Source organism: Pseudomonas sp. TCU-HL1 (genome assembly GCF_001708505.1).
Classification (GTDB): domain Bacteria; phylum Pseudomonadota; class Gammaproteobacteria; order Pseudomonadales; family Pseudomonadaceae; genus Metapseudomonas.
In genome coordinates this window covers 3059495-3084106 of sequence record NZ_CP015992.1, presented here as the reverse complement: position 1 = coordinate 3084106, position 24612 = coordinate 3059495, and the positions used below count along the sequence as shown (strand labels likewise).

21 protein-coding genes are annotated in these 24612 nt (G+C 65.7%); 13 read left to right on the top strand and 8 right to left on the bottom strand.

Annotated features, from left to right (window positions below):
- Window positions 1-82: 82 nt before the first annotated feature.
- The gene (locus THL1_RS30115) at window positions 83-238 is read right to left on the bottom strand and encodes a hypothetical protein (protein WP_161490970.1); all 156 of its coding nucleotides are present in this window, start codon (window positions 236-238) and stop codon (window positions 83-85) included.
- Window positions 239-542: 304 nt separating this feature from the next.
- Here THL1_RS30115 and exaA point away from each other — a divergent pair, with 304 nt between their 5' ends.
- Together exaA and THL1_RS14210 are read left to right on the top strand one after the other, a co-directional pair.
- On the top strand, window positions 543-2411 hold the full coding sequence (gene exaA / locus THL1_RS14215) for a quinoprotein ethanol dehydrogenase (protein ID WP_069083874.1): 1869 nt from the start codon (window positions 543-545) through the stop codon (window positions 2409-2411).
- Between the two features lie 61 nt (window positions 2412-2472).
- A complete protein-coding gene (locus tag THL1_RS14210) occupies window positions 2473-3120 on the top strand; it encodes a pentapeptide repeat-containing protein (RefSeq protein WP_069083873.1) in 648 nt (215 codons plus the stop codon).
- A 269-nt stretch (window positions 3121-3389) separates the two neighbouring features.
- On the opposite strand, the gene THL1_RS14205 is transcribed toward THL1_RS14210, so the two are convergent.
- The 3 genes from THL1_RS14205 to THL1_RS30990 are packed head-to-tail and all read right to left on the bottom strand — an operon-like array spanning window position 3390 to window position 5422.
- A complete protein-coding gene (locus THL1_RS14205; RefSeq protein ID WP_069083872.1) occupies window positions 3390-4022 on the bottom strand; it encodes a response regulator transcription factor in 633 nt (210 codons plus the stop codon).
- Window positions 4019-5281, bottom strand: a complete 1263-nt coding sequence (locus THL1_RS14200; protein WP_069083871.1) for a HAMP domain-containing sensor histidine kinase — start codon at window positions 5279-5281, stop codon at window positions 4019-4021. The genes THL1_RS14205 and THL1_RS14200 overlap by 4 nt, the downstream gene beginning before the upstream one ends.
- 6 nt (window positions 5282-5287) lie before the next feature.
- Complete coding sequence (locus THL1_RS30990; RefSeq protein WP_257785023.1) at window positions 5288-5422, bottom strand: hypothetical protein; 135 nt, start codon at window positions 5420-5422, stop codon at window positions 5288-5290.
- 152 nt (window positions 5423-5574) lie between these two features.
- Between THL1_RS30990 and THL1_RS14195 the strand changes: the two genes are divergently transcribed.
- From THL1_RS14195 to THL1_RS14145, 11 genes are all read left to right on the top strand, one after another.
- Window positions 5575-6771, top strand: coding sequence for an ABC transporter substrate-binding protein (locus THL1_RS14195; protein WP_069083870.1), 1197 nt, complete (start codon window positions 5575-5577; stop codon window positions 6769-6771).
- 23 nt (window positions 6772-6794) lie between these two features.
- The gene (locus THL1_RS14190; RefSeq protein WP_069083869.1) at window positions 6795-7763 is read left to right on the top strand and encodes a YVTN family beta-propeller repeat protein; all 969 of its coding nucleotides are present in this window, start codon (window positions 6795-6797) and stop codon (window positions 7761-7763) included.
- Window positions 7760-8476, top strand: a complete 717-nt coding sequence (locus tag THL1_RS14185; RefSeq protein ID WP_069083868.1) for an ABC transporter ATP-binding protein — start codon at window positions 7760-7762, stop codon at window positions 8474-8476. Before THL1_RS14190 ends, THL1_RS14185 begins: the two co-directional genes overlap by 4 nt.
- 103 nt (window positions 8477-8579) lie before the next feature.
- Window positions 8580-9371: an ABC transporter permease gene (locus THL1_RS14180; RefSeq protein ID WP_145928431.1), complete on the top strand. Its 792-nt coding sequence runs from the start codon at window positions 8580-8582 to the stop codon at window positions 9369-9371.
- A gap of 375 nt (window positions 9372-9746) precedes the next feature.
- Window positions 9747-11981 (top strand): multicopper oxidase family protein, encoded by a 2235-nt coding sequence (locus tag THL1_RS14175; RefSeq protein WP_069083866.1) that lies wholly within the window; start codon window positions 9747-9749, stop codon window positions 11979-11981.
- Window positions 11982-12013: 32 nt separating this feature from the next.
- Entirely contained in the window at window positions 12014-12967 is a 954-nt protein-coding gene (locus THL1_RS14170) for an SCO family protein (RefSeq protein WP_069083865.1), read from the top strand.
- A 29-nt stretch (window positions 12968-12996) separates the two neighbouring features.
- Window positions 12997-13491, top strand: a complete 495-nt coding sequence (locus THL1_RS14165) for a hypothetical protein (protein WP_069083864.1) — start codon at window positions 12997-12999, stop codon at window positions 13489-13491.
- Window positions 13492-13630: 139 nt separating this feature from the next.
- Window positions 13631-14173 (top strand): PQQ-dependent catabolism-associated CXXCW motif protein, encoded by a 543-nt coding sequence (locus THL1_RS14160; protein ID WP_069083863.1) that lies wholly within the window; start codon window positions 13631-13633, stop codon window positions 14171-14173.
- A gap of 53 nt (window positions 14174-14226) precedes the next feature.
- Window positions 14227-14889 carry a response regulator transcription factor gene (locus tag THL1_RS14155; protein ID WP_069083862.1) on the top strand — a complete coding sequence of 221 codons (663 nt, stop codon included), beginning with the start codon at window positions 14227-14229 and terminating at the stop codon, window positions 14887-14889.
- 19 nt (window positions 14890-14908) lie between these two features.
- Window positions 14909-15766, top strand: coding sequence for a DMT family transporter (locus THL1_RS14150; protein WP_069083861.1), 858 nt, complete (start codon window positions 14909-14911; stop codon window positions 15764-15766).
- Between the two features lie 217 nt (window positions 15767-15983).
- Entirely contained in the window at window positions 15984-16514 is a 531-nt protein-coding gene (locus tag THL1_RS14145) for an REP-associated tyrosine transposase (protein WP_069083860.1), read from the top strand.
- Between the two features lie 145 nt (window positions 16515-16659).
- Here the strand turns inward: THL1_RS14145 and nahK are convergent, their stop codons facing one another.
- From nahK to pqqF, 4 genes are all read right to left on the bottom strand, one after another.
- Window positions 16660-19287, bottom strand: coding sequence for a hybrid sensor histidine kinase/response regulator NahK/ErcS' (gene nahK / locus THL1_RS14140; RefSeq protein ID WP_162493736.1), 2628 nt, complete (start codon window positions 19285-19287; stop codon window positions 16660-16662).
- Window positions 19217-20383, bottom strand: coding sequence for a nitric oxide-sensing protein NosP (gene nosP, locus THL1_RS14135; protein WP_069083858.1), 1167 nt, complete (start codon window positions 20381-20383; stop codon window positions 19217-19219). The genes nahK and nosP overlap by 71 nt, the downstream gene beginning before the upstream one ends.
- 304 nt (window positions 20384-20687) lie before the next feature.
- Window positions 20688-21836 carry a porin gene (locus THL1_RS14130; RefSeq protein WP_237234839.1) on the bottom strand — a complete coding sequence of 383 codons (1149 nt, stop codon included), beginning with the start codon at window positions 21834-21836 and terminating at the stop codon, window positions 20688-20690.
- A 278-nt stretch (window positions 21837-22114) separates the two neighbouring features.
- Complete coding sequence (gene pqqF, locus THL1_RS14125; protein ID WP_069083856.1) at window positions 22115-24571, bottom strand: pyrroloquinoline quinone biosynthesis protein PqqF; 2457 nt, start codon at window positions 24569-24571, stop codon at window positions 22115-22117.
- Window positions 24572-24612: the final 41 nt, after the last annotated feature.

Sequence of the window (24612 nt, the reverse complement as noted above, 5' to 3'; positions counted from 1 at the left end):
GCAGGCGCCAGCGTGCCGGCGAACAGGGGCCGCTGTTCGCCGGCACGCTGGCACTTGCGCGATTGGGAAACAGGTCGGCCGTTCAGTTGGCCCTGGTGTGCGATACCGGGAAGACGGGAGTCAGGTCCGGCTGATGGAAGGCGTGACGGGAAGGTACGCTCGAAGCCCGGGCCAGCTCGAACTCGAGCAGGCAGCAGACGACCAGCAACGGTAAGAGCAGGTGTTTGATGATGGCCATGACGGAATCCTCTTGCAGGTTCCCCTGGGTGTCAGGCTAGAGCCGGGGGGCCACGCCTGGCTCTACTACCTTGGTACCGACGGACCGCTACCTTGTGAGGTGGATGGCGCCCTCCCCCTGGGTCGTAATGCCTTGGCAGGTATCGGCAGCGGCTTTGGTAGCAGTGCCAAGTCATGGCCGCACCGGGAAGTTTTCCCGGCATGCGCGGGAGCTTTTCCGTATCAAGGCAGCGGCGCGAATCCCAACATTCGAAACGCCGGGCCAGCAGATGGCCCCGTATCCATCGACTATGGGAATCGCAACCATGACAACAAGATCGCTCCCCTGCTCTGCCAGCCTGCTTTCCACCGCCATACGCAGCCTCCTGCTCGTTGGCGGCCTGACTGTCGCCACCGGCACGTTTGCCAAGGACGTCAGCTGGGACGACATCGCCAACGACCACCAGACCACCGGCAATGTGCTGCAGTACGGCCTGGGCACCAACGCCCAGCGCTGGAGCCCGCTGGACCAGGTTAACGCCGGCAACGTGTTCAAGCTGACCCCGGCCTGGTCCTACTCTTTCGGCGATGAGAAGCAGCGTGGGCAGGAATCCCAGGCGATCGTCAGCGACGGGGTGATCTACGTCACCGCGTCCTATTCCCGCGTCTTCGCCCTAGACGCCAAGACCGGCCAACGCTTGTGGACGTACAACCATCGCCTGCCCGACGACATCCGCCCCTGCTGCGACGTGGTCAACCGCGGTGCCGCCATCTACGGTGACAAGATCTACTTCGGCACCCTGGACGCCCGCGTGGTCGCCCTGGACAAGAAGACCGGCAAGGTGGTCTGGAACAAGAAGTTCGGCGAACACGGCGCGGGCTACACCATGACCGGTGCGCCAACCATCGTGAAAGACCAGAAGAGCGGCAAGGTCCTGCTGATCCACGGCAGCTCGGGCGACGAGTTCGGCGTGGTCGGCCAGCTCTATGCACGAGACCCGGACACCGGCGAGGAGGTCTGGATGCGCCCCTTCGTGGAAGGCCACATGGGCCGCCTGAACGGCAAGGAGAGCACGCCCACCGGCGACGTCAAGGCGCCCTCCTGGCCGGACGACAAGAACCATCCCACTGGCAAGAAAGAGGCCTGGAGCCACGGCGGCGGCGCGCCCTGGCAGAGCGCGAGCTTCGACCCGCAGACCAACACCATCATCGTCGGCGCCGGCAACCCGGCCCCCTGGAACGGCTGGGCGCGCACTGCCGACGGCGGCGACCCGAAGGACTTCGACAGCCTCTACACCTCAGGCCAGGTCGGCGTGGACCCAACCACCGGCGAAGTGAAGTGGTTCTACCAGCACACGCCGAACGATGCCTGGGACTTCTCCGGCAACAACGAACTGGTGCTGTTCGATTACAAGGACAAAGACGGCAAAACGGTGAAAGCTACCGCCCACGCCGACCGCAACGGCTTCTTCTACGTGGTGGACCGTAACAACGGCAAGCTGCAGAACGCCTTCCCCTTCGTCGACAACATCACCTGGGCTAGCCATATCGACCTGAAGACCGGCCGCCCGGTCGAGAACCCCGGCCAGCGCCCGCAACTCCCGGAGCCGGGCCAGAAGCACGGCAAGGCCGTGGAAGTCTCGCCGCCCTTCCTCGGCGGCAAGAACTGGAATCCCATGGCCTACAGCCAGGACACCGGGCTGTTCTATGTCCCGGCCAACCACTGGAAGGAGGACTACTGGACCGAAGAAGTGGCCTACAAGAAAGGCTCGGCGTACCTCGGCCAGGGCTTCCGCATCAAGCGCATGTATGACGACCACGTCGGCGTCCTGCGCGCAATGAACCCCACCACCGGCAAGGTGGTCTGGGAGCACAAGGAGCGCCTGCCGCTCTGGGCCGGCGTGCTGGCGACCAAGGGCAACCTGGTGTTCACCGGTACCGGCGACGGCTTCTTCAAGGCCTTCGACGCCAAGAACGGCAAGGAGCTGTGGAAGTTCCAGACCGGCAGCGGCATCGTCTCCCCGCCCATCACCTGGGAGCAGGACGGCGAGCAGTACATCGGCGTGACCGTCGGCTACGGCGGTGCGGTGCCCCTGTGGGGCGGCGACATGGCCGAGCTGACCAAGCCCGTGGCCCAGGGTGGCTCCTTCTGGGTGTTCAAGCTGCCGGGCTGGGACAAGACCGCGCAGCGTTGAGTGACGAACCGGGGCACAGCGTGCCCCGGTTTCCTTTCAAGCCTCCATCCGGAAACCCGCCATGAAAAACCTGTACCTGTACCTGCCCCTCGCCCTGCTGGTCGCTGGCAGCCTTGCGCTGGCCGACGAAGGCGACCGGGTGATCAATGGCTGCCGCATCGCACCGGAAAGCCGCTGCCCCGACGCCGACCTGCGCGGTGCCGACCTGGCCAACCAGGACATGAGCAAGATGGACCTCTCCGGCGCCAATCTCGAAGGCGCCGACCTGCGCCACGCCAGGCTAGACCTTGCCAACCTGGAGAAGGCCAAACTCACAGGCGCCAACCTGACCCGCGCCAGCCTGCAACAGGCCAACTTGCGCCTGGCCGATCTCTCGGGCAGCCGCCTGGTGGCCGTGCAGGGCTGGGGCATGTTCGCCCAGGCCGCGCAGTTCCAGGGCGCCGACCTTTCCGCCGCCTTCCTGGAGTTCTCGCGCCTGTCCGGGGCGAAGATGCACCGGGTCAACCTCCAGGCCGCCGACCTGGAAATGGCCTGGCTGAGCAAGGTCGATCTCAAGGATGCCAACCTGCGCGACGCCAATCTCCAGGAAGCCAAGATCGGCCAGGCCAACCTGGAGAACGCCAACCTCACCGGCGCCCGCAAGCATTACGCAACCTTCCAGGAAACCAACATGGAAGGCTGCACGGGATGCCCGAGCGGGTGGGATTGAGCGGCCTGGCCCGGCACTGAAGATGTGCTGCTGTTCTGTGGGGGTGATTTCAATCGCTGTGCGGACCACAGATTCGCCCTGGGCATTTCCTGGGGCCAGCTGCGCTGTCCTTCACCAAGAGAACATGCCGCGTTTCAAGGGGCAGGTGCCGGAGAAACAGCTTTGAGCGGTAGGCTGCACCGTGCGCATCAAGGGGTTCCGCGCGGGGTTCCGGTGCGCGCGGCGTACCCTACCGGGCGGAGTCGTTCGCGCCCACAGGCTGCGCTGCCCTACAGCGCCGCCACCCGCAGCACCCCCGTATCGATCGCCAGGTGCACCAGTTCCGCCTGGGATTCCACCTGCAATTTGCTCTTCAACAGGGTCAGGTAGTTGGACACGGTCTTGCCGCTGATGCACAGGCGCTCGGCGATTTCGCGCGCGGGCAGGCCACGGGCGAGCATCACGAATATCTCGAATTCGCGCTGGGTGATGCCGCGCAGGCGCGGGTCGTCGGTCTGCTGGCACGCCAGCTGGGTGGCCAGCGGCTGCTCGATGTAGGGATGGCCGGCGAGGATGCGCCGCACGGCCTCCAGCAGCACTTCCGGCGACGAGCTCTTGGTGATGTAGCCGGCAGCGCCGGCATCGAGCGCCTGGCGTACCAGCGGCAACTCGTCGTGCATGCTGAAGAACAGCACCCGCAATTGCGGCAGGCGCTGACGTAGCCGCCGGGTGACTTCCAGGCCGCTGATGCCGGGCAGGCCAACGTCGATGATCACCAGGTTGGGAATCGTGTCCTGCACTTTCTGCAGTGCTTCCTCGCCACTGCCCGCTTCGGTCACCTGCACCTCCGGCAGCAATGCGCAGAGCAGCGCCGCGTAGCCTTGACGCACCACGGCATGGTCGTCCACCAGCAGGATTTTCATGGTCCAACCCCCTCCAGGGGCACACTGAGGCACAGCGCCAGGCCGGCGCCGGGGCGCGTCAACAGCCGCAGTTCGCCGCCCAGGCAACGTGCGCGCTCGCGCATGGAACGCAGACCGATACCACCGCAGCCCAGGCGCTCGGCACCGCGACCGTCGTCCCGCACCAGCAGGCGCAGGCGGCCCGGCCCCGCGCGTAGGCGCACCCGCACTTCGCTGGCAGCGGCATGCCGCACCACGTTGGTCAGCGCTTCCTGCAACAGCCGGTATAGGTGAGCCTTGGCTTCGCCGGAAAGCGGCGGCAGCTCATCAGCCAGTTGCATGCGGCAGGCGATGCCATGGGCCTGTTGCCATTGCTCACCGAGCAGGCGAATGGCGTCGGCCAGCTCCAGGCGCTCAAGGACTACCGGATAAAGATCGCGGACCAGCGCGCGGAAACCGTCCTGCAGGTGCTGGCAGTTGATTTCCAGGGCCTGGGCGGTGCAGTTCACCACTGGCAATTGCCCGGTAACGCTGCGCAACAGGAAGAGCTGGGCGCGGATGCCGGCCAGGTATTGGCCGAGATCGTCATGCAACGCCTGGGCAAGCTGGCGACGCTCGCGCTCCTGCAGGGCCAGCAGCGCCTGGGTGAGTTCGGCGTTCTCTGCCTTGACCCGCTCCAGGGAGACGGCCATCTGGTTGAAGTGGCCCGCCAGGCGCTGGGATTCAGCCGAGGAATGCAGCGGCAGGCGCGCCTGCAGGTCACCACGAGACACTTGTCGCAAGGCGCCGAGCAGTTCATCCAGAACCCGCAACCCTCGGCGCACCGCCCAACGGATGGCCAGCAGGCTGAGCCCCAGGGCAACGCCGAAGAGCACCAGCAGTTGCTGCAGGGAGTCGCGAATCTCGTCCACTTCGTCACGGGGGTCGACGCTGATGCGCACGCGGCTGCCATCGGCCAGCCGCAGCGCCTCGCCAGGGTGATCCGCCACGGGGTAGAGCCAGTGCGCCAACCCGCGCTGCAACGGGCCGGGCGGCGGCTCGGCGACGGGCTCGTCGAGGTGATGCACCCGCACATGGCGCAGGTTGCCAGTGAGGTGCGGTAGCAGGGCTGACGGGTCGCGCAGGGCCGCGCCCCGCAGATATTCGACCACCGCCTCGGCGGCCACCAGTTCGCGACGCACATCCTGCCCCGCCTGGCGCAGCAACAGGGCCAGGCAGGCCGCCCCCACCAACGTGAAGAACAGGGTCACCAGCAGGTTGATGCGCCAGAGCGCGGACATGGCGGCTCACTCCTCCAGCCAGATGACCGGCAGCACCGGGGCGCCGCCCTGGTGGTGGAAATCGGAGGACCCGACGCGGTCGAAGCCGAGCAGGCTGAGGATCAACAGCAAGGGCAATAGCAGGTGCTTGAGGATGCGCATGGACGGCTTCCTTCTGGTTTTTGTGTGGTCATCCTAGGGCTTGTTCGCCGGCCGACCTCTACTACCTTGGTACCGCCCGATCGGTACTTTCTGCATATTTTCCAGACCCCACGCCGTTCCTATGCTGGCTCCACGTTCGAAGGAGCCATCCAATGCGCCACTATCTGTTCCATGGCCTGGCCTACCTGCTGGCCCTGTCCAGCGCCACCTTGGTCGCCACCCACGTGCGCGCCGACGACAGCGGCCTGGACGTGCGCATCGGCTACCTGGCCTGGGCGCCACCGACTGGCCCGCTGCTGTCGAACGTGATTCCCGAACCGGAAGACGCCGGCCTACGCGGCGCCGAGCTGGCCATCACCGACAGCAACAGCACCGGGCGTTTCCTCAAGCAGCGCTATGCGCTGAGCGATGCACGTACATCCACGCCCGAGGAACTCCTGGCCAGGGCGCGCGCGCTGCATGAACAGGGACTGCGCCTGTTCGTGGTCAACGCGCCCGCCGAACAGGTGCTGCAACTGGCCGACGCCCTCCCCGACAGCCTGCTGTTCAACGCCGGCAGCCCCAGTGACGCCCTGCGCGGCGAGCAGTGCCGCGCCAACCTGCTGCACAGCCTGCCCAACCGCGCCATGCTGGCCGACGCCCTGGCGCAGTTCCTGGCGACGCGCCGCTGGCAGCGCTGGTTGCTGGTAACCGGGCACACGCCCGACGACCTGGCCTATGCCGCGGCCGTGCGCCGCGCCGCCGGGCGCTTCGGCGCGAAAATCATCGACGAGAAATCCTGGAGCTTCGACAACGACCAGCGCCGCAGCGCCCAGGCGGAGATGCCGCTGTTCACCCAGACCCGCGAGTACGACGTGGTGCTGGTGGCCGACGAGCGCGGCGACTTTGGCGAGTACCTGCCCTACAACACCTGGTATCCACGCCCGGTGGCCGGCACCCAGGGGCTGACCCCCACCGGCTGGCACAAGACGGTGGAAACCTACGGCGCCGCCCAGTTGCAGAAGCGCTTCGAAGCGGCGGCCGGACGCTGGATGAACGATCGCGACTTCGCCGCCTGGATCGCCGTGCGCAGCATCGCCAGCGCGGTGACTCGCCTGAAGAGCGCCGACGCCCAGGCCATCCGCGCGCTCGCCCTGTCCGCCGACCTGCCGCTGGACGGTTTCAAGGGGCGCAAGCTGAGTTACCGCGACTGGGATGGCCAGTTGCGCCAACCGATTCCCCTGGTTCACCCCCGCGCCCTGGTCAGCACCTCGCCCCAGGACGGATTCCTGCACCCGGTGAGCGAACTGGACAGCCTCGGCTTCGACCGTCCCGAAACCACCTGCCGCCAGTTCGCCGCGGCCGACTGACAACAACAAGAAGGACAACCATCATGCCCACGCCCCTCGCTGCCGCCATTGGCTCCGCCCTGCTGCTCTTCGCCGGCCAGGCCCTGGCCGCCACCGCCTACATCTCCAACGAGAAGGACGACAGCGTCAGCGTCATCGACCTGGACACCCTGGAAGTCAGCGCCAGCCTCGACGTGGGCGCTCGCCCACGTGGCCTCGCGCTGTCCAGCGACAACAGACTGCTCTACATCTGCGCCAGCGATTCGGACACCGTGCAGGTGATGGACCTGGCTACCCGCAAGATCATCAAGGAGCTGCCCTCCGGGGCCGACCCCGAGCAGTTCGCCCTGCACCCGAATGACCGCTGGCTGTACATCTCCAACGAAGACGATGCCCTGGTGACGGTGGTCGACACCCAGAGCGACCAGGTGCTGGCGCAGATCCAGGTCGGCGTGGAACCGGAGGGCATGGCGGTAAGCCCGGATGGCAAGTGGGCGGTCAATACCAGCGAAACCACCAACATGCTCCACTGGATCGACACCGCCACCCAGCAACTGGTGGACAACACCCTGGTGGACCAGCGCCCGCGCCATGTGGAGTTCAGCCCGGACGGCGCCCTGCTCTGGGCCTCGGCCGAGATCGGCGGCACGGTCACTATCGTCGACGTCGCCAGCCGCCAGGTGCAGAAGGTGCTGAAGTTCCAGATCAAGGGCGTGCACCCGGACAAGGTGCAGCCGGTGGGCGTCAAACTGACCCGCGACGGCAAGTACGCCTTCGTCGCCCTCGGGCCGGCCAACCACGTGGCGGTGGTGGACGCGAAGACCTACGAAATCCTCGACTACCTGCTGGTGGGCCGGCGCGTCTGGCACCTGGCCTTCACGCCGGATGAAAAGCGCCTGCTGGCCACCAATGGCATCAGTGGCGACGTGTCGGTCATCGATGTGGACAGCCTCAAGGTGACCAAGTCGATCAAGGTCGGCCGCTACCCCTGGGGCGTGGTGGTGACTCCATGAGCGCCCTGGAACTGGCCGGCGTGAGCTTCTCCTACGGCCCTCGGCGTGCCCTGGAACAGGTGGGTTTTGCGCTGGAGCCGGGCAGTTTCACGGCGCTGCTCGGTCCCAACGGTGCGGGCAAGTCGACACTGATCGCCCTGCTCACCCGTTTGTACGACCTGCAACAGGGCGACATCAGCGTCTGCGGGCACTCCCTGCGACGGGCACCGCGCAAGGCTCTGGCGCAACTGGGGGTGGTGTTCCAGCAGAGCACCCTGGACCTGGACCTTTCCGTCGAGCAGAACCTGCGCTACCACGCCGCACTGCATGGCCTGCCGAGCCGGTTGGCGAGCGAACGCATCGAGCACGAGCTGGAGCGCCAGCAGCTGGGGCCCCGCCGCCGCGACAGGGTGCGCCTGCTCAACGGCGGCCATCGGCGGAGGGTGGAGATCGCCCGTGCCCTGCTCCACGCACCGCGCCTGCTGTTGCTCGACGAAGCCAGCGCCGGCCTGGACCCGGCCAGTCGCGACGGGCTCAACCGCCACGTGCGGCAACTCTGCCGTGAGCAGGACGTTGCGGTGCTCTGGACCACCCATCTGCTGGACGAAGTCGAACCCGACGACCGCCTGCTGCTGCTCAACCAGGGCAGGATCATCGCCAACGACAGCGCGGCCAGCCTCGGCGCCGGGGATGAAGGCGGCCTTGCCGGGGCCTTCGAGCGATTGACGGCATGAGTCCATCCGTAGGGTGCGCCGCGCGCACCAGCAACCCTGCACGGAAACACCGGTGCGCACAGCGCACCCTACGGTCCATCGAAGTCCTGGAGCCGACGTCATGCTGACCCCCTACTGGCAATGCCTGCGCGGCATCCTGCTGCGCGAGTGGCTGCGCTTCGTGCTGCAACGCACCCGTTTCCTCAGCGCCCTGGTGCGCCCACTGCTGTGGCTGCTGGTGTTCGCAGCCGGTTTCCGCGCCGCATTGGGCATCGCCATCATCGAGCCCTACGACACCTACATCACCTACGAGACCTACATCGTGCCGGGGCTGGCCTGCATGATCCTGCTGTTCAACGGCATGCAGGGCTCGTTGTCCATGGTCTACGACCGCGAGATGGGGAGCATGCGGCTGTTGCTCACCAGCCCCCTGCCCCGGCCCTTCCTGCTGGCGGCCAAGCTGCTGGCAACGTCGCTGGTGTCGCTGCTGCAGGTTTACGCCTTCCTGGCCATTGCCTGGCTCTACGGCGTGCAGCCGCCGGCCTTCGGGCTGCTGGCGGCGTTCCCCGCGCTGCTGCTGGCGGCCCTGCTGCTCAGTGCCCTGGGGTTGCTGCTGTCCAACGGCATCCGCCAGCTGGAGAACTTCGCCGGGGTGATGAACTTCGTGATCTTCCCGCTGTTTTTCCTGTCCTCGGCGCTCTACCCGTTGTGGAAGATGCGCGAGGCCAACGAGTGGCTGTATTGGCTGTGCGCACTCAACCCCTTCAGCCATGCCGTGGAGATGGTGCGTTTCGCCCTCTATGAACGCCTCGATGGATTGGCGGTTGGCATCTGCCTGGGGCTGACGGCTGCCTTCGCCGTGGCTGCGCTGCTGAGCTTCAACCCGCAGCATGCAGCGCTTCGGAAAACGGGTTGAACGCACAAAAAGCGAGCACTGTAAGGCGACGGAAACACTAAAAGTGTTCGTTGTTTCGCGTAGGAATGACACGCAATTCATTAGACGAAAAGAGCCTCAGAACGAGCTCGGTGGCTGATTGACACCACCCAGGACCGGTAACAGGATGTTTCATGTGGGGAGGGTACAGGCGCGGGAGGCTTTCTCCTGTCTCGTTCAACCCTTGAGAATGGCCCGCGGGGCGTGGTCAATCTTCATTCGTTGCCTCGCGAAAGTCCCTGCTGGCGCAATGTACTCCCCGTCCCTCCGGCTCATCGACGGCCGGGAGCCTTGCCCCTGCCTCATCACATCCTGCGCAGGGGATCACCTGGGGTTGCAACCAGCAAGGAGAAGCGCATGTACCTCCCAAAAGATGCGTCAAGAGCGCGGCTCAGGGAAGCGGAAAATGCTCGAAGGAACTTTACCGATCTGGCGAATGCCCTCACCAAGGGCGACGTTACCCGACGCGACTTAATCAAGTGGGGCCTGGCCACGTCCGGCGGACTGCTGGTTCCGGTCCATGGCCTGAGCCCCTTCACCAGCAGCGCCTACGCCGACGAATTCAACGTCCCCACCGGACTGCCACCCAGCCCGCTGTTCGGCGTGCAGTCCTTCACCCAGCCCATGCCACGTTTCGACGTGCTGCCCCGCAAGCCCTTCACACCGGGCACGGGAGTGATGAACCCAATCCCTTCGAAGCCCGGCGTGCCCGGACCCGATCCGATGGAGCAGGCTAATACCACCCAACGCAGCGTTCCCGCCGTGCTGGGTGGTGGCTACGGCCCCATCGAAGGGCGCCCGCCAGGACCGATCTGGGCGCACCAGCAGTGGAACGACTTCTATCCCAGGGTCGTCGTGGAAGTCACCCAGGAGGGCGCCAAGGCCAACCAGAGCTACAACCCGGGCGTGCCCTCGGCACTGAACTCGGGCATCAATCCATCGCAGGCGTTACGCCCGCGATTCCACCCCGGCCTGCCGGACCAGGGCCCACTGGCGCTCTGGACGTTCAACGGCACCCTGCCGCCCAAGCTGCTGATCGGCCGCTATCACGAGTCGATCATCCTCAGGCACCACAACCGCCTGCCGGAAGACCCGACGCAGAACGGCGGCTTCGGCATCCACACCATCAGCACCCATGAACACAACGGCCACCACGGGGCGGAGAATGATGGATTCACCGGGGCCTTCTTCTTCCCCGGCCAGTTCTACGACTACCACTACCCCATCTGCCACGGCGGCTATTACAGCATCAACCTGGGCGAAACCGACCCGCGCTGCGGAAGTCCCAACGACGGCGGCGGCATCGACCGGCTTGCAGGCGACTACCGCGAAACCATGAGCACCCACTGGTTCCACGACCACATGTTCAGCTTTACCTCGCAGAACGTGTACAAGGGCAATGCCGGGATGTTCAACGTCTACAGCAGCCTCGACCGTGGCAATGAGGAGCTCAACGATGGAGTCAACCTGCGCCTGCCCAGCGGCACGGCCAAGTCCTACGGCAACCTGGACTACGACGTGAACCTGATGATCGCTGACAAGGCCTGGGATGGTGAGGGCCAACTGGCGATGAATATCTTCGACTTCGACGGTTTCCTCGGCGATGTGATGACGGTGAACCTGGTCTACAAGCCCTACTTCGAAGTCGAGCGGCGCAAGTACCGCTTCCGCATCCTCAACGCCGCTGTCGCGCGCTTCTTCAAGATATCCCTGAGCGACGCCTCGCCGATGATCATCATCGCCAACGATGGCAACCTGCTGCCGGCGCCGGTGGTGGTCACCGCCCTGGATGAGATGGGCATCGCCGAGCGCTTCGACATCGTCATCGACTTCGCCCGCTACAAGATCGGCGACAAGGTCTGGATGGTGAACCTGACCGAGCACGAGAACGGCCGGAGGCCGAAGGAAGACCTCTCCCTGCGCGACGCCCTGAACGGCGAGTCGGATGACCCTTGCGTCGGTCGCTTCCTCGAATTCCGCGTGGTCCGCGACCCCGCGCGCCCCGACAAGAGCCAGGTGCCTGCCGTGCTCTGCCCGAACCCGGACCTGTCGAAGATTCCGGTAGCCGCCCAGCGTACCTTCGAGTTCGGCCGCGGCGCCAAGCAGACCACCAGTGACCCCATCACCAGTTTCTTCGGCCCCTGGGGCATCAAGGCCGAAGGGGGCGATATGCTCGCGGCGGACTTCGGCCGCATCACGGCTGGGCCACGCTTGGGCACCCGTGAAATCTGGACCCTGAAGAACGGCGGCGGAGGCTGGGACCATCCCATCCACATCCACTTCGAGGAGGGGCAGATCCTCGCCCGCGACGGCCAGTTGAGCAACGTCCCGGCCTGGGAACGCGGACGCAAGGACGTCTACCGCCTGCATCCGGGAGGCAGCGTCACCATCACCATGCAGTTCCGGGACTTCGGCGGAATGTTCATGGAGCACTGCCACAACACAACCCACGAAGACAACGCCATGCTGCTGCGCTGGGAAATCGACGACGGAGATGCCCCCTTCCTCAGGCCGCTTCCAACGCCGATCCCGACGCCCCAGGGCGTGACCTTCGTGGACCCATCCGAAATCCTGCCGAGGGCATTCCGCTAGGGGGCGCCATGGGCGACATCAGGTGGACATGGGTGCTGGCAACATGGGGCCTGCTGGGTGCAGGAACGTGGCTGCCGGGCGCGCCCGCCCTTGGTGGGCAACCCTGGGGTGCCGGCTATTTCCCGAATGTGCCCCTGACCACCCAGGACGGCGAGACGGTCCGTTTCTACGACGACCTGCTCAAGGGCAAGTCGGTCGTGATCAACATGATCTACACCCACTGCAAGGACACCTGCCCCCTAAGCACCGCCAATCTTGCCAGGGTACAGGGGCTGTTGGGGGACCAGGTGGGCAAGGACATCCACTTCTATTCCATCAGCGTCGATCCCGAGCGTGATACGCCGGAGGTGCTCAAGGCCTACGCGCAGAAGTTCCACGCAGGGCCGGGCTGGCTGTTCCTGACCGGGAAACGGGAAGACATCACCCTGGTGCAAAAGAAGCTGGGCCTGTGGTCAAACACCGATGCCATAGACCCGGACGGCCACCTCTCCAGCCTTATGGTGGGCAACGAGCCGACCGGCCAGTGGATGCGCCAATCCAGCGTGGACAATCCGCGCTTCCTGGCGACCAAGCTCACCACGTTTCTCCTGGGGTGGAAAAAACAGCGTGAAGCCATGGGCCCGAGCTACGCCAGCGCTCCACCGATCGAAAACCCCGAAGCGGGCCGCTTCCTGTTCCGCAGCGCCTGCTCAGCCTGCCACACCATAGGCCAGGGAGAAGCGCTGGGACCGGACCTGCAAGGCGTCACCAAACGCCGCAGCAAGGACTGGCTCAGGCGCTTCATCAAGGCACCCGACCAGATGCTGGAGCAGAAGGACCCGACCGCCATGGAACTCTTCGTCCGCTACAACCAGGTGCGGATGCCCAACCTGCGCCTGGGCGACGAGGATGTAGAGGCCCTGATTCACTATCTCGAACAACAGGGTGCGACGCCGTCCGGGCAGGCGGAGCCGCAACCGACCCCCCCTCCACCCGGGGGCGGCTAGCGACCCCGCGAGGAGTCGAGGAGACGCAGATGAACATCGCTCGAAGGCAAATTCCGGCAGCCCTGCTGACCTTCGCCGGCCTCGTGGCCGCCCTGGTATCCCGCAGCGCCGCGGCCCTTCCTGTGTTCCAACGCCGGGCGGACCAGTTGATAGTGTCCATCGACGGTACCCTGGAGACGCCTGCCGAAGACATCAGCCTCAAGGGCATGGCACGCATCAGAAGCACCAGTTTCAGCGACCCTGACCTGAACGGTGCGCCGGGGGTCATCCTGCTGATTGACTTCCTCAATGTGCTGGGCGTCGGGCTGACCAGCCGCACCCGCTTTTTCGCCCATGGCGAGAACCGGGTGGTTCGTGTGTTGCGCCAAACCGATGAGGTGGAGCTGACCTTCCCGATCACACCAGTGAACGCCAAAGCCACCATCACGGCTCTCCCCGTACTGGCCACCTTCGAGTTGGAGTTCGACATCGACCAGGGCCAGCTGACGGCCGCCAGCGCATTCTTCTCCACGCCCGAGCTCTGACCTTTCCCTGGCCACTACCAGGCAAGGGGCGGGCACGGCCCTCTACTACTTTGGTACTGCTTGCCCCCTCTCAACGTCGAATTCCAAAAGCAGCGGCGGTGGCCTGTAATGGCCGCATAAAAAGAACAGAGCGTCCGCCATGAAGCGCTTCCTCACCTGCCTGACCTGCCTTACCCTGGCCCTGCCCCTACTGGTCGCAGAGGCTGGGGAACCGCTGTTTTCCGCCGACGGCTATCGCCTGGCGCGTTACCGCAGCCCCACGCCGTCCGAGGTCGACCCCGCCCGCACCCTGGATACGCCCCAGCTCCAGGCGCAGTTGCGCGCACGACCCGATACCCTGCTGATCGACGTCTACCGCCGCCAGTGGCTGCAAGGGCAGTTCATCGAAGACGAGCCCCATGCCAATCTGCCTGGCAGCCTCTGGCTGGCCAATACTGGCGATGGCCAGCTCACCGCCGACTGGCAGGACTACTTCAGCCGCAACCTGCGGCAGGCCAGCCAGGGCCGCCGGGACCGGCCGCTGGTGTTCTACTGTCGCTCCGACTGCTGGCTGAGCTGGAATGCGGTGAAGCGCGCCGCCGCGCTGGGCTACACCAACCTCTACTGGTACCGTGACGGCATCGACGCCTGGGAACAGGCCGGCCTGCCCCTTCAGTCCGCCCGTCCCGTGCCATTCCCCTGACCCGGCGCAACCGGGCATGCCGCACCATAATGAAAACAACGAGGTGAAAGGCCGTGTACAAAATTCTGATTGCCGATGACCACCCGCTCTTCCGCGAAGCCATCCACAACGTCATCAGCGACGGTTTTCCGGAAAGCGAAGTGATGGAAACCGCCGACCTGGACAGCGCCCTGGCCCTGACCCAGGAGCACGACGACCTGGACCTGATCCTCCTCGACCTGAACATGCCCGGCATGCACGGCCTGAACGGCCTGATCAACCTGCGCAACGAGGCCCCCACCGTGCCGGTGGTCATCGTCTCCGCCGAGCAGGACAAGCAGGTGGTGCTGCAGGCCATCACCTACGGCGCGGTGGGTTTCATCACCAAGTCCTCACCCCGCGCGCAGATGACCGATGCCATCGAGCAGATCCTCAACGGCAACGTCTACCTGCCGTCAGACATCATCCGCACCCAGAAAACCTCGCCACGCCGCCATCATGAGGAAGCCAGCATCCCGCCGGAGCTGCTGCAGGCCCTGACCCGCAAGCAACTGCTGGTGCTGGAACGGATGACCAAGGGCGAGTCGAACAAGCAGATCGCCTACAACCTGGACATCGCCGAAACCACGGTGAAAGCCCACGTCTCGGCCATCCTGCGCAAGCTGAACGTGCACAACCGGGTACAGGCCATTCTCTCGGCCAGCGACATCGACTTCACCGCCTACCTGCGTCGCTGAACACCGCGCAAGGACCGCCATGCCCGTCGCCCGTACCCTCCTGCTAACGGCCCTGGCCATGCTGGCCTTTGCCGGAAATTCCCTGCTCTGCCGCCTCGCGCTGAAGGAAACCGCCATCGATGCGGTGAGTTTCACGGCCGTTCGCATCGCTGCCGGCGCGCTGATGCTGTGGTTGCTGCTGCATCTGCGCCGCCAGCCATTGGCCGCTACCGGCAACTGGCGGGCCGCGGCGGCGCTGTTCGTCTACGCCGCGGCCTTCTCCTATGCCTACCTGCAACTGGACGCCGGCGCTGGCGCACTGCTGCTGTTCGGTGCGGTGCAACTGTGCATGGTGGTGGTCGGCCTGCTACGGGGCGAACGCCTCAACCTTCAGCAAACCCTGGGCTTTGCCCTGGCCACAGGCGGCCTGGTGGTCCTGCTGCTGCCCGGCGCCAACGCGCCGCCATTGGTGGGCGGGCTGCTGATGCTGCTCTCGGGCCTGGCCTGGGGCGCCTATACCCTGCTCGGCCGCCAGGCGGGCCTGCCACTGGCCGCCACCGCCGGCAACTTCATCCGCGCCCTGCCCTTCGCCGCGCTGCTCCTGCTGCCGTTCCTCGGTGAACTGCGCTGCGACCTGTCGGGCCTGATTTACGCCCTGCTCTCCGGCGCGCTGACCTCCGGCATCGGCTACGCCATCTGGTACAGCGCCCTCCCCGGCCTCGGCGCGCTCCAGGCCGCCAGCGTGCAACTCAGCGTCCCCGTCATCGCCGCCCTGGGCGGCACCCTGTTGCTGGGCGAACACATCAGCCTGCGCCTGGTACTGGTTTCGGCGGCGGTACTGGGAGGCATCGCACTGGTATTGAGGGCGAAGTTCCAGCCGGTTCCGGAGCGGGCTTGATAGCCCTCCCGTTCGCACGGCGCGGCCTGGTAGGGTGCGCCATGCGCACCGATTCGAGCGCCTGAGGGAATCCGTACCACCCGAACACACTGCCGGCGCGCGCGGCGCACCCTACCCGAGACGCCGTGCGCGCCGGATGTTTCCTACGCGCTCATCGGTAAGACAGCTCCTGGCGCTGACCTACGCTGGCCAATCCGCATCCGGCAGGAGGCCAGGCATGTCCAATTACCGTCGCGCCCGGGACCCAGGCGCGCTCTACTTCTTTACGCTCGTCACTCACCTACGCAAACCCGTGCTGACTCAACCTGCCGTTCGCCACTCCCTCCGCGAGGCGATCGTCCGTACGCGGGAGCGATTTCCCTTCGACATCCACGGCTGGGTGTTACTTCCGGATCACCTTCATTGCATCTGGCAACTGCCACCGGATGACCACGACTTCGGCCGACGCTGGTCCATCATCAAACGTCATGTCAGCCAGCAATGCGGCGATGCCCCCTCTCCCAGCACCAGTCGCGGTGCGAGGCGGGAATACGATTTCTGGCAACGGCGCTTCTGGGAACACCGGATTCGCGACGAGCGCGACCATCGGCAGCACATGGACTACCTGCACTGGAACCCGGTCAGGCATGGGCTGGTGGACCGCGTAGCCGACTGGCCTTGGTCGAACTTTCATCGCTTGGTGTGTGAGGGTGTCTATCCAGCGGATTGGGGCGGCGTCGGAGAGATCGACGGCAAGTTCGGCGAATAAGCCACCTCGATACACCGCCGGTGCGCGCGGCGCACCCTACCCGAGCTCCATGCCCGACCGTAGGGTGCGCCATGCGCACCGATTCGCGCGACCAGAGGAATCCGTACCACCCGGACACACCGCCGGTGTGCGCGGCGCAACGCCTTCATCGCTCCAGCAAATGGCTCATGGCGGTTTTCAGCTTCATGGGTCGCACCGGTTTGTGCATCAGGGTATGGCCGAGTTCGCGCATTTGCTGCTTGAGTTCGTTGCTGTAGTTGGCGGTGATCATCAGGGCCGGTAGCGGTGTGCTGCGGCGGGCGTTGATGGTGGCGACGGCGTCGACGCCATTGCAGTCGTTGTCCAGGTGGTAGTCGGCGATCAGCAGGTCGGCGTCGGCGTGGAAGTTGTCCACCTGGCGCGCCAGGTCTTCTTCCGAGAGCGCAGTGGTCACCTGGCAGCCCCAGCCTTCCAGCAGTGTGCGCATGCCGGCGCAAATAGCCGCGTCGTTGTCCAGCACCCAGACCCGCGCCCCGTGCAGGCGCTCCAGCACCGCCTGAGGCTCTTCCCGCTCGGGTTTCTGCCTGGCCACCCGGCGGGCCAGCGGGACTTCAACGGCGAACAGGGAGCCCTTGCCCAGCACCGACGCGACGTGGATGCGATGGCCCAGCATGCGGGCGATCTTCTCGACGATGGCCAGCCCCAGCCCCAGGCCACGGTCCTGCTTCTGGCGCACCACTTCGCCGCGCTTGAACTCCTGGAATACCTCGCCCAGTTTGTCTTGGGCGATGCCGATTCCGGTGTCGTGCACCTCGATCCACAAGCTCTGCCGACGACGCCGGCAGCCCAGCAGGATGCGCCCGCTGGGGGTGTAGCGAATGGCATTGCTGAGCAGGTTGCGCAGGATGCGCGCCAGTAGTTGCAGGTCGCTGCGCACCAGGGCCGAACTGGGCACGAAGGCCAGCTGCAGGCCTTCGCTGGCGGCGATCTGGCGGTACTCCACGGCCAGGTAGTCGAGCAACTCGCTGAGGGCGAACGGCGCAATGTCCGGCTTGATCACCCCGGCATCCAGCTTGGAGATGTCCACCAGGGTGCCCAACAGGTTCTCCACGTCTTCCAGGGAATTGCTGACATTGCGCACCAGGGCCAGGCTGCCAGCCTTGTCCCGCTGCTCCAGCAAGGCGCTGGTGAATAACCGGGCGGCATTCAGCGGTTGCAGCAGGTCGTGGCTGACGGCCGCGAGGAACTTGGTCTTGGACAGGTTGGCCCTCTCGGCCTCGAACTTGGCCTCCCGCAGGCGCAACTCGACCTGGGTACGTTCGTCGATCTCGCGACGCAACTGGCTGTTCAGCGCGGTCAGCTCGGTGGTGCGCTCGCGCACCCGCTGTTCGAGGTTCTGGTAGGCCTGGTGCAGCGCCTCGGCGGTGCGGCGGCGTTCGGTGATATCGCGGATCAGCACGAAGATCCCCACCACCTCGCCATTGGCCAGGCGGTTGGGCACATAGGAACGCAGCATGCAGCGCTCCTGGCCATTGTGATTGGTCTCGGTCACCTCGAAGGACAGGCTTTCCCCGTCCAGCGCCCGCTCCACATAGGGTTCCAGGCGTCGCCAGTGCTCCTCGCTGTGCACGTCCAGCAGGCTCTGGCCGAGCATCGCGCCCCGTGGCCAGCGGTACCACTCCTCGTACACCTTGTTGGTGAACTCGTAGATCAGGTCGGCGCTGAGGTAGGCGATCAGCGCAGGGACGTGGTCGGCGATCAGGCGAATCCAGCGCTCACTCTCGGCAAGCGCCTCGGCGTGACGATAGCGTTCGGTGATGTCGGTGAAGGTGTTGACGAAACCGCCGGTGGGCAGCGGATGGGTACGGACCTCCAGCACCCGACCGTTGTACAGGCGCTGCTCCATCTCGCGAATGGGCCGGCCGTTGGCATCACGAGTGTCGGGGGTGAGCAGCGGCAACTCGCTGTCGGCCATGACCCCGGCAAAGGCCCGGTGCGCCTCCACCGGGGCAAGGCCACAGAGCTCGAGGAAACGGTGATTCCAGAGTTCGAGCACACCCTCGGCGCTGACCATCGCCACCCCCTGGGACAGGTTGTCCACGGCCCGCTGCAACAGGCGGGACTTCTGCGCCAGGGCCTGTTCGCGGCGAGCGGTTTCGCTCTGTTTCACCTCGGTGATGTCGGTATAGAGGATCACCAGGCCGCCTTCGCGGGTGGGTCGCTCGCTGACCTGTACCCAACGGCCGTTGTGCAGGCGGTAGAGGATGTTGTCGTCGCTGCCGCGATGTTCTTCGACGATCAGCCCGGTGCTCTCGGCCAATCGACGGATTTCTGCCAGGCGGGTACCGGCGCCAATACGGGCGCGGGTGCGGGCCCAGAAGGACTTGAAGCGGCTGTTGAAGAGGACGATGCGCTGGTCCCGGTCGAACAGGACGAAGGCGTCGGAAATGCTTTCGATGGCGTCGATCAGGTGCTGGTGGGCGGTTTCCGCTCGCAGCCGGGCGTCGCTCAGCAGGCGATTGCTGGCCTTGAGCTCGGCCATGGCCTGGTTGAGTGCGTCGGTGCGCTCGCGGACCTGCTCGGCCAGCACGACCGAATGCTGGAATGCGGCGTAACTGTCGTCACTGCGCGGCGCGCTGGACTCTACCCGCTCGATCAGGGCCGCATTGATGCGCCTGAGCTTGCGGTTCTCCTCCTCCAGGAGCGCCAGGCGTGCCTGCTGCTCAGCGGCATCCATTGCGACCCCGACGGCCGACGGCGACGCCGGTGAAGGTCTGGTTGATGTGCATGCCATTGAACTGCTCTCCGTAGGAGTTGAAGCCGATCACACGGTGCTGGCGCAGGACGTCGGAAGTGCGGGCAACGGCGCCGGCGTCGCCTTCGATCTCCAGGCGGCGCAGGAAGCAGTCGCAGCCGATGGTCAGCAAGGGCGGGCCGAGACGATCGCCCAGGCGCTGGAACAGGGCCTCCAGATTCGGCAGCAAGGGTCCGGGATGCATGGCGGTGAGGACGATGCCGTTCTCCACCGCGCAATAGAAGCTCAGGCTGAGGTCCGCGTTGACCCGCTGGATGGAGCGCACGTAGTACGAATCCCCAAGGCGCACGGCGAGCGGATGGGCGGCGAACATGCGCAAGTCCAGGGCCTGCACCGGGACGCCGATCATTCGCGCGTAGACCTCCGCCGCTGGCTCGGCGTTGAGCTCGTAGACCCGCCGGCTGGCGTTGTCAGCGCGGGTGACTACCAGTTTCTCGACACCGGGCAGGATGTGATGGGTACTGAACACCTCGAAATCCAGCGCCGTGTTGACCAGTACCACCACGGCGGCGCCCGCGTGGAAGCGCCCTTCGTAGTAGACGTGGGTGTGCTTGAGGTGATGGTCGTCGGCGGCCGAGCCACCGAAATGCGGAATGCTGCCGAAGGCCGCACCGAGCGCCGCTAGCACCAGTTCCTCACGGCTGGACAAGCCATCCAGCAGGGTCAGGGCGAAGCTGTGGCCCTTGATCGGCGCCAGGGAGTTGGCCCGGCAATCCTGCACCAGACGCTCCACCAGTTGCTGGGCGTCGATCAGGCCGAAGCGATCCATTTCGTCCACCAGCGCGCTGGCGATGGAGAAACTACGGTGATCGAAACCCACGGCGCTGACGCAATTGCGCCCATAGCCCTGCGGGGTGATTTCGCCGGCACTGGTGCAGCCCACCAGACGAACACCGCCGAAGTACTGTTCAAGGGCCTGGCCCAGGGTTTCAAGGTCGTACTCGGCCGAGCAGAAGAACAGCACGAAGCCCAGGTATGGGTGAATGAGCTGGCGTGCCAGGTCCTGGGCCACGGCTTCGGCCTCGGTGGCCAGAGACATGGCGGTGACAACGCCCTCTACCGGATCTTCGAGCATCCTGGTGTCCACCCAATAAGCCTGCTGACGATGGGGAAATTCTACGGAGGGGCACCGGGGCGCCCCATCCTTCTTGGGTAGCGGCGGGCTAGTTCGAAGGTAGGGGGTGAAGGGAGCCTGTAGGGGCGAATTCATTCGCCAAGCAGGCCGCAGGTCTGCCCTGCAAGACCAAGGGGGATTCTGCGAATCCCTTGGCGAATGAATTCGCCCCTACAAGAGCAATGCGGCCGCTGGTCACATGAAACAAAAAAGGCGGGAGGACCACAGCCTCTCCCGCCAAAACCGGAGCAATCTGGAGCAGGGTTTACCAGTTCAGGACAGCACCCACGGCGAAGGTGTCGGTGTCTTCGTTCTGGGCATCCCCTTCGTGGCCGTCGATCTCGAACTGGTTGTACTCGGCCACCAGCTTGAGGTTGTCGTTGATGTCGTGGAACAGGGCGATGCCGCGGGTTTCGTAGTCGGCGCCGGTGTTGACCACACCGTTGCCGTCGTCCTTGGTCTTGCCATAGGACAGCGCCAGACGGTTCTTGCCGAAGCGGTAGGAACCCTGCATCAGGTAGCCATCGCTGTCCACTTCGCGCAGGGTCGGCTCACCGGCGTTATTGGTGAAGAACGGGTTGATGCCCTTGGCCTGGAAGCCGGAACCCACCAGGGTGAAGTCCCCCATCTTGGCCTGCACGCCGTAGCCCAGACCCTTGGAGGTGACGCTGTCGACGTTGGGGTCGGTGTTCTCCGAGGTCTGGTAGGCACCGTTGACCCAGGAGTAGATCTGCGCGCCAGCCAAGTCGAATTCGTAGGTGATCTCGCTCTCGAAACGCGGGTTCTCCTGGTAGGCCTTGCCGGTGGGGCTGTCGTCGTTGGTGTCCACCGGGTCCATGATGCCCACGGCGGCGCGCAGTCCGTCGGTCTTCGGGCTGCGGTAGGTGATCTGGGAGGTCGGGAACGGATAGGGATAGCCGCTGCCGATGTTGCCGAAGGACACGCCACCGCCATCCACCAGGCCGAGGGTGTCGCTGACCTGGCCATAACCGGCGAGCAGTTCGTCGAGCAGGATGTTGGACCGGGCGAACAGGCCGAAGTCCTTGCCCACCAGCACTTCGCCCCAGTCCCCACCGGCGGTGCCGTAGAACTGGCGGACATCGATGGCGGTTGCCGTACCGTTGGTCTCACTGTCGTTGATGGTCACCCAGAACGAAGAGCGGGCACCGAGCTTGAGGTCATCCACCTGCTTGCCCATGTTGAAGCCGATCCAGTTGGGCAGGAATCCCATCTTGACCCGCGACTGGCGACGGTCGAACTGCTCGCCATCACGATCCACGTCGCTGTTGACGTAGAAGGCGTTGACGTAGCCGTCGGTAGAGAAGGTGGTCTGGTCCTTGTCATAGAGGACGATCTCGGCGGCGGCCTGCTGGGTGGCCAGGGCGATGGATGCCGCGAGGGCAAGGCGGGACATACGGGCTTGGGCGATCTTCTTGTTGTGCATGACGCTCTCCGCTGTGAATGGACGACCGGGCAGGCCAGTCGTGTCGGAGGCGATTATCGAAATGCCATCACGGCCGCCATACGCTGCAATGGCAGGGGTTTTGCGCTGCCTTGGATCGGGCTCGGGAGTCGCGCCGACAAGGCGTACGACTGGACGAGGCTTAGGTCGTACGCCTGCAGACCGACACGCAGGCACGAAAGGACGAGGCCCTTTCGAGCTCGTCCGTCAGAAGGGGGTGGCAGAGGGAATCAGGGGCGAGTTCGCCACTCGGGCGAGGGGGATTCGGCATTGGCCAGGGCGTGGCACGCGCGTGCTGCGGTCAGTCGGCCATGCTGTTCCAGCAGCCGCTGCAGCGATAGCCCTGTCAGGGCCTGGCGCACACGCTCCAGGTGGTCGTCCGCCAGCCCTGACAAGCGGTCGAGCCAGCACTGCCGGGCATGCTCGGGGAAGCTCGCGGCCTGACGCGCCAGTTGCTGATCCAGGGAACGGGCCAGCTCCTGCAGCCGTTTCGAATCCAGCTGCGCCAAGCTGAGGTGCTGTTGCGCGAGGAACGCCTCGATATGCTCGAAGAGTTCAGCCACCGACGCCCGCGGCGACTGGATGGCGAACAGCAAGCCACGCTGCCGGCCGACCTGCCGAAAGCCACAGGCCAGGGCGTACCCCAATTGCAGCTCGCCGCGCAGGCGCTGATGGAAGGCAGGCTCCATCAAGCGGCCCAGCAGGCGCCAGGCCGCTTCGTCTTCCGGCGTCGGCAGCTCGAGGGGGTAGAACATCAGCAGCGCGGCCTCGCCCTCACCCTCCAGGGCATGCCAGAACCGTCCACCCTCCTCGGCCTGAATCCTGGCGCGTGCCGGCAGGCCGGGCAGTTGGCGATCCAGCGCCACGTCCCCGATTCCGAGCCCCTGCCAACGCGCCCGCCGCCAGAAGCCTGACAAGTCCTCGGGGCTGAATACGGCAGCGGTTTCATTGGTCCCGCCTGCCAGTCGATCCGGCAGGCGCTGCAGCAGTTGGCGGATAGGCAGCTCCCCGGCCTCGCGACGCTGGGCGTCTTGCTGCAGGCGTGGCCCTTGGTCCAGCGCCCAAAGCGGAGGCGCTTGCAGAACGGCCAGTGAATCGTCGACGACCCGTCGCAGCACATTCGCCTTGCCCACCAGGGCCAAGGACAGTCCCCCCTGCTCCGCCTGCAACTCGCCCCTCAGGCCAGCCTCTCCGGCCGCGCCGAGGATCGGCCGCAGTGCACGCCGCAAGCCGTGGGCCAGCCCCTGCGGGAGCCCGTGCTCGGTGGGCGACCAGCGCAGGTAGAGGGCGCCTTGCCCGGCAGCACTCGCCGGACCTGGCAGCACGAGCACTCTCGACGCCCTCGCGGGCATGCTGACCGGCAGGTTCAGATAAGGATTGGGCAGCGGCAATCGCCATGTTGCGTCGGAGCACTTTCCGGGGCCAACGTCCAGGCACTCCAGCTCCAGGCGAAATCCCGCCGAGTCGACGCAGGGCGCCCCATGGAACTTGCCGGTTTCGAGACGAATCATGCGCTCTGCGCGCAATTGCCCGAGCAGCGAACACAGATCGGCCAGTTGGGCAGGCTCCGGCGCCAGTGCGGTTTCAAGCGGCGTCTGATCGTAAATATGTCGACGCAGATCAGCCAGCCGGTCCTCCCAGAATGCCGACAAGGGTGCAACGCGCAGGAACTCCAGCCAGCTCAGGACCTCGGCCTCGAGTTGCGCGCAATCGGCGCCTTCGACCCGATCGAGTTCCATCACCAGCAAGCCCTGACCAGCATGGGCATAAGGCAGCCGCAGGCGCAGGCCATCGCTCAGACCAAGCGCCCCCAGACGCGCCTGCAAGCCGCCAGGGAACTCATCGACCAGCAACCTCTCAAGCACGGAAACGGCCATCTCCAGCCCGTCGCCCTGATCGTCGAGCACGAACGACAGCACCAGCCTTCCTGAACCTCCGGGCACGCCAAGGCGCAGACGGTTCGCCCGCAGCGGCTGCAACGGCGGCGGCACGGGTTCGGCTAACGGTCTTCCCGCTAGCAACGCGTCGCCATGACGGCGCGCCAGCGCCAGCAACACGTCCGGAGGCTGCGGCCCCACCAGGGTCAGGCACATGCGCCCGGCCTGATAGTGGTCGCCATGGAATGCCCTCAACGCCGGGATGAACGCTGGCGACTCCAGCGCCAGGCTGGCGGCGTTACCCGCATGAAAGGCCGCCAGTGAGTGGCCAGGGGCAAGCGCCCAGGCCAAGGCGGCCTCGCAGAGGGTCTGCGGGTCACGCGCGCGGGCACTGTATTCCGCTTGCAGCACCTCGCGCTCACGCCACAGCGCAGCCTCATCCAGCAAGGGATGGGCGAGCATGTCGACCAGACGCTCCAGGGCCTGCTCCAGGTGCGCCGCCGGCACCTCGCAGAAGAACCGCGTGCGGCGCGCCCGGGTGCTTGCATTGACCCGGCCGCCCAAGCCCTGGACGAAGGGAATCAGCCCGTCGCCCGCGGCGAATCCACGGCTGCCGAGAAACACCAGATGTTCGAGGTAGTGAGCCAGGCCGGGAAAAGCGTCCGGCTCATCATGGCTGCCGCCCCGCACTTCGATCAGGGCCGCCGCCAGGCAGGCGCCAGGCAGGTGCACCCGCCGCACGCGCAAGCCGTTGGCCAGGTACAGGTCCAGCGGCCGTTGCGATTCCGAAGACTCGATAAGAGGGGGCATGACAGGCCAGGCACCAAGGAGGAAACCCCGCTAGCTTTGAT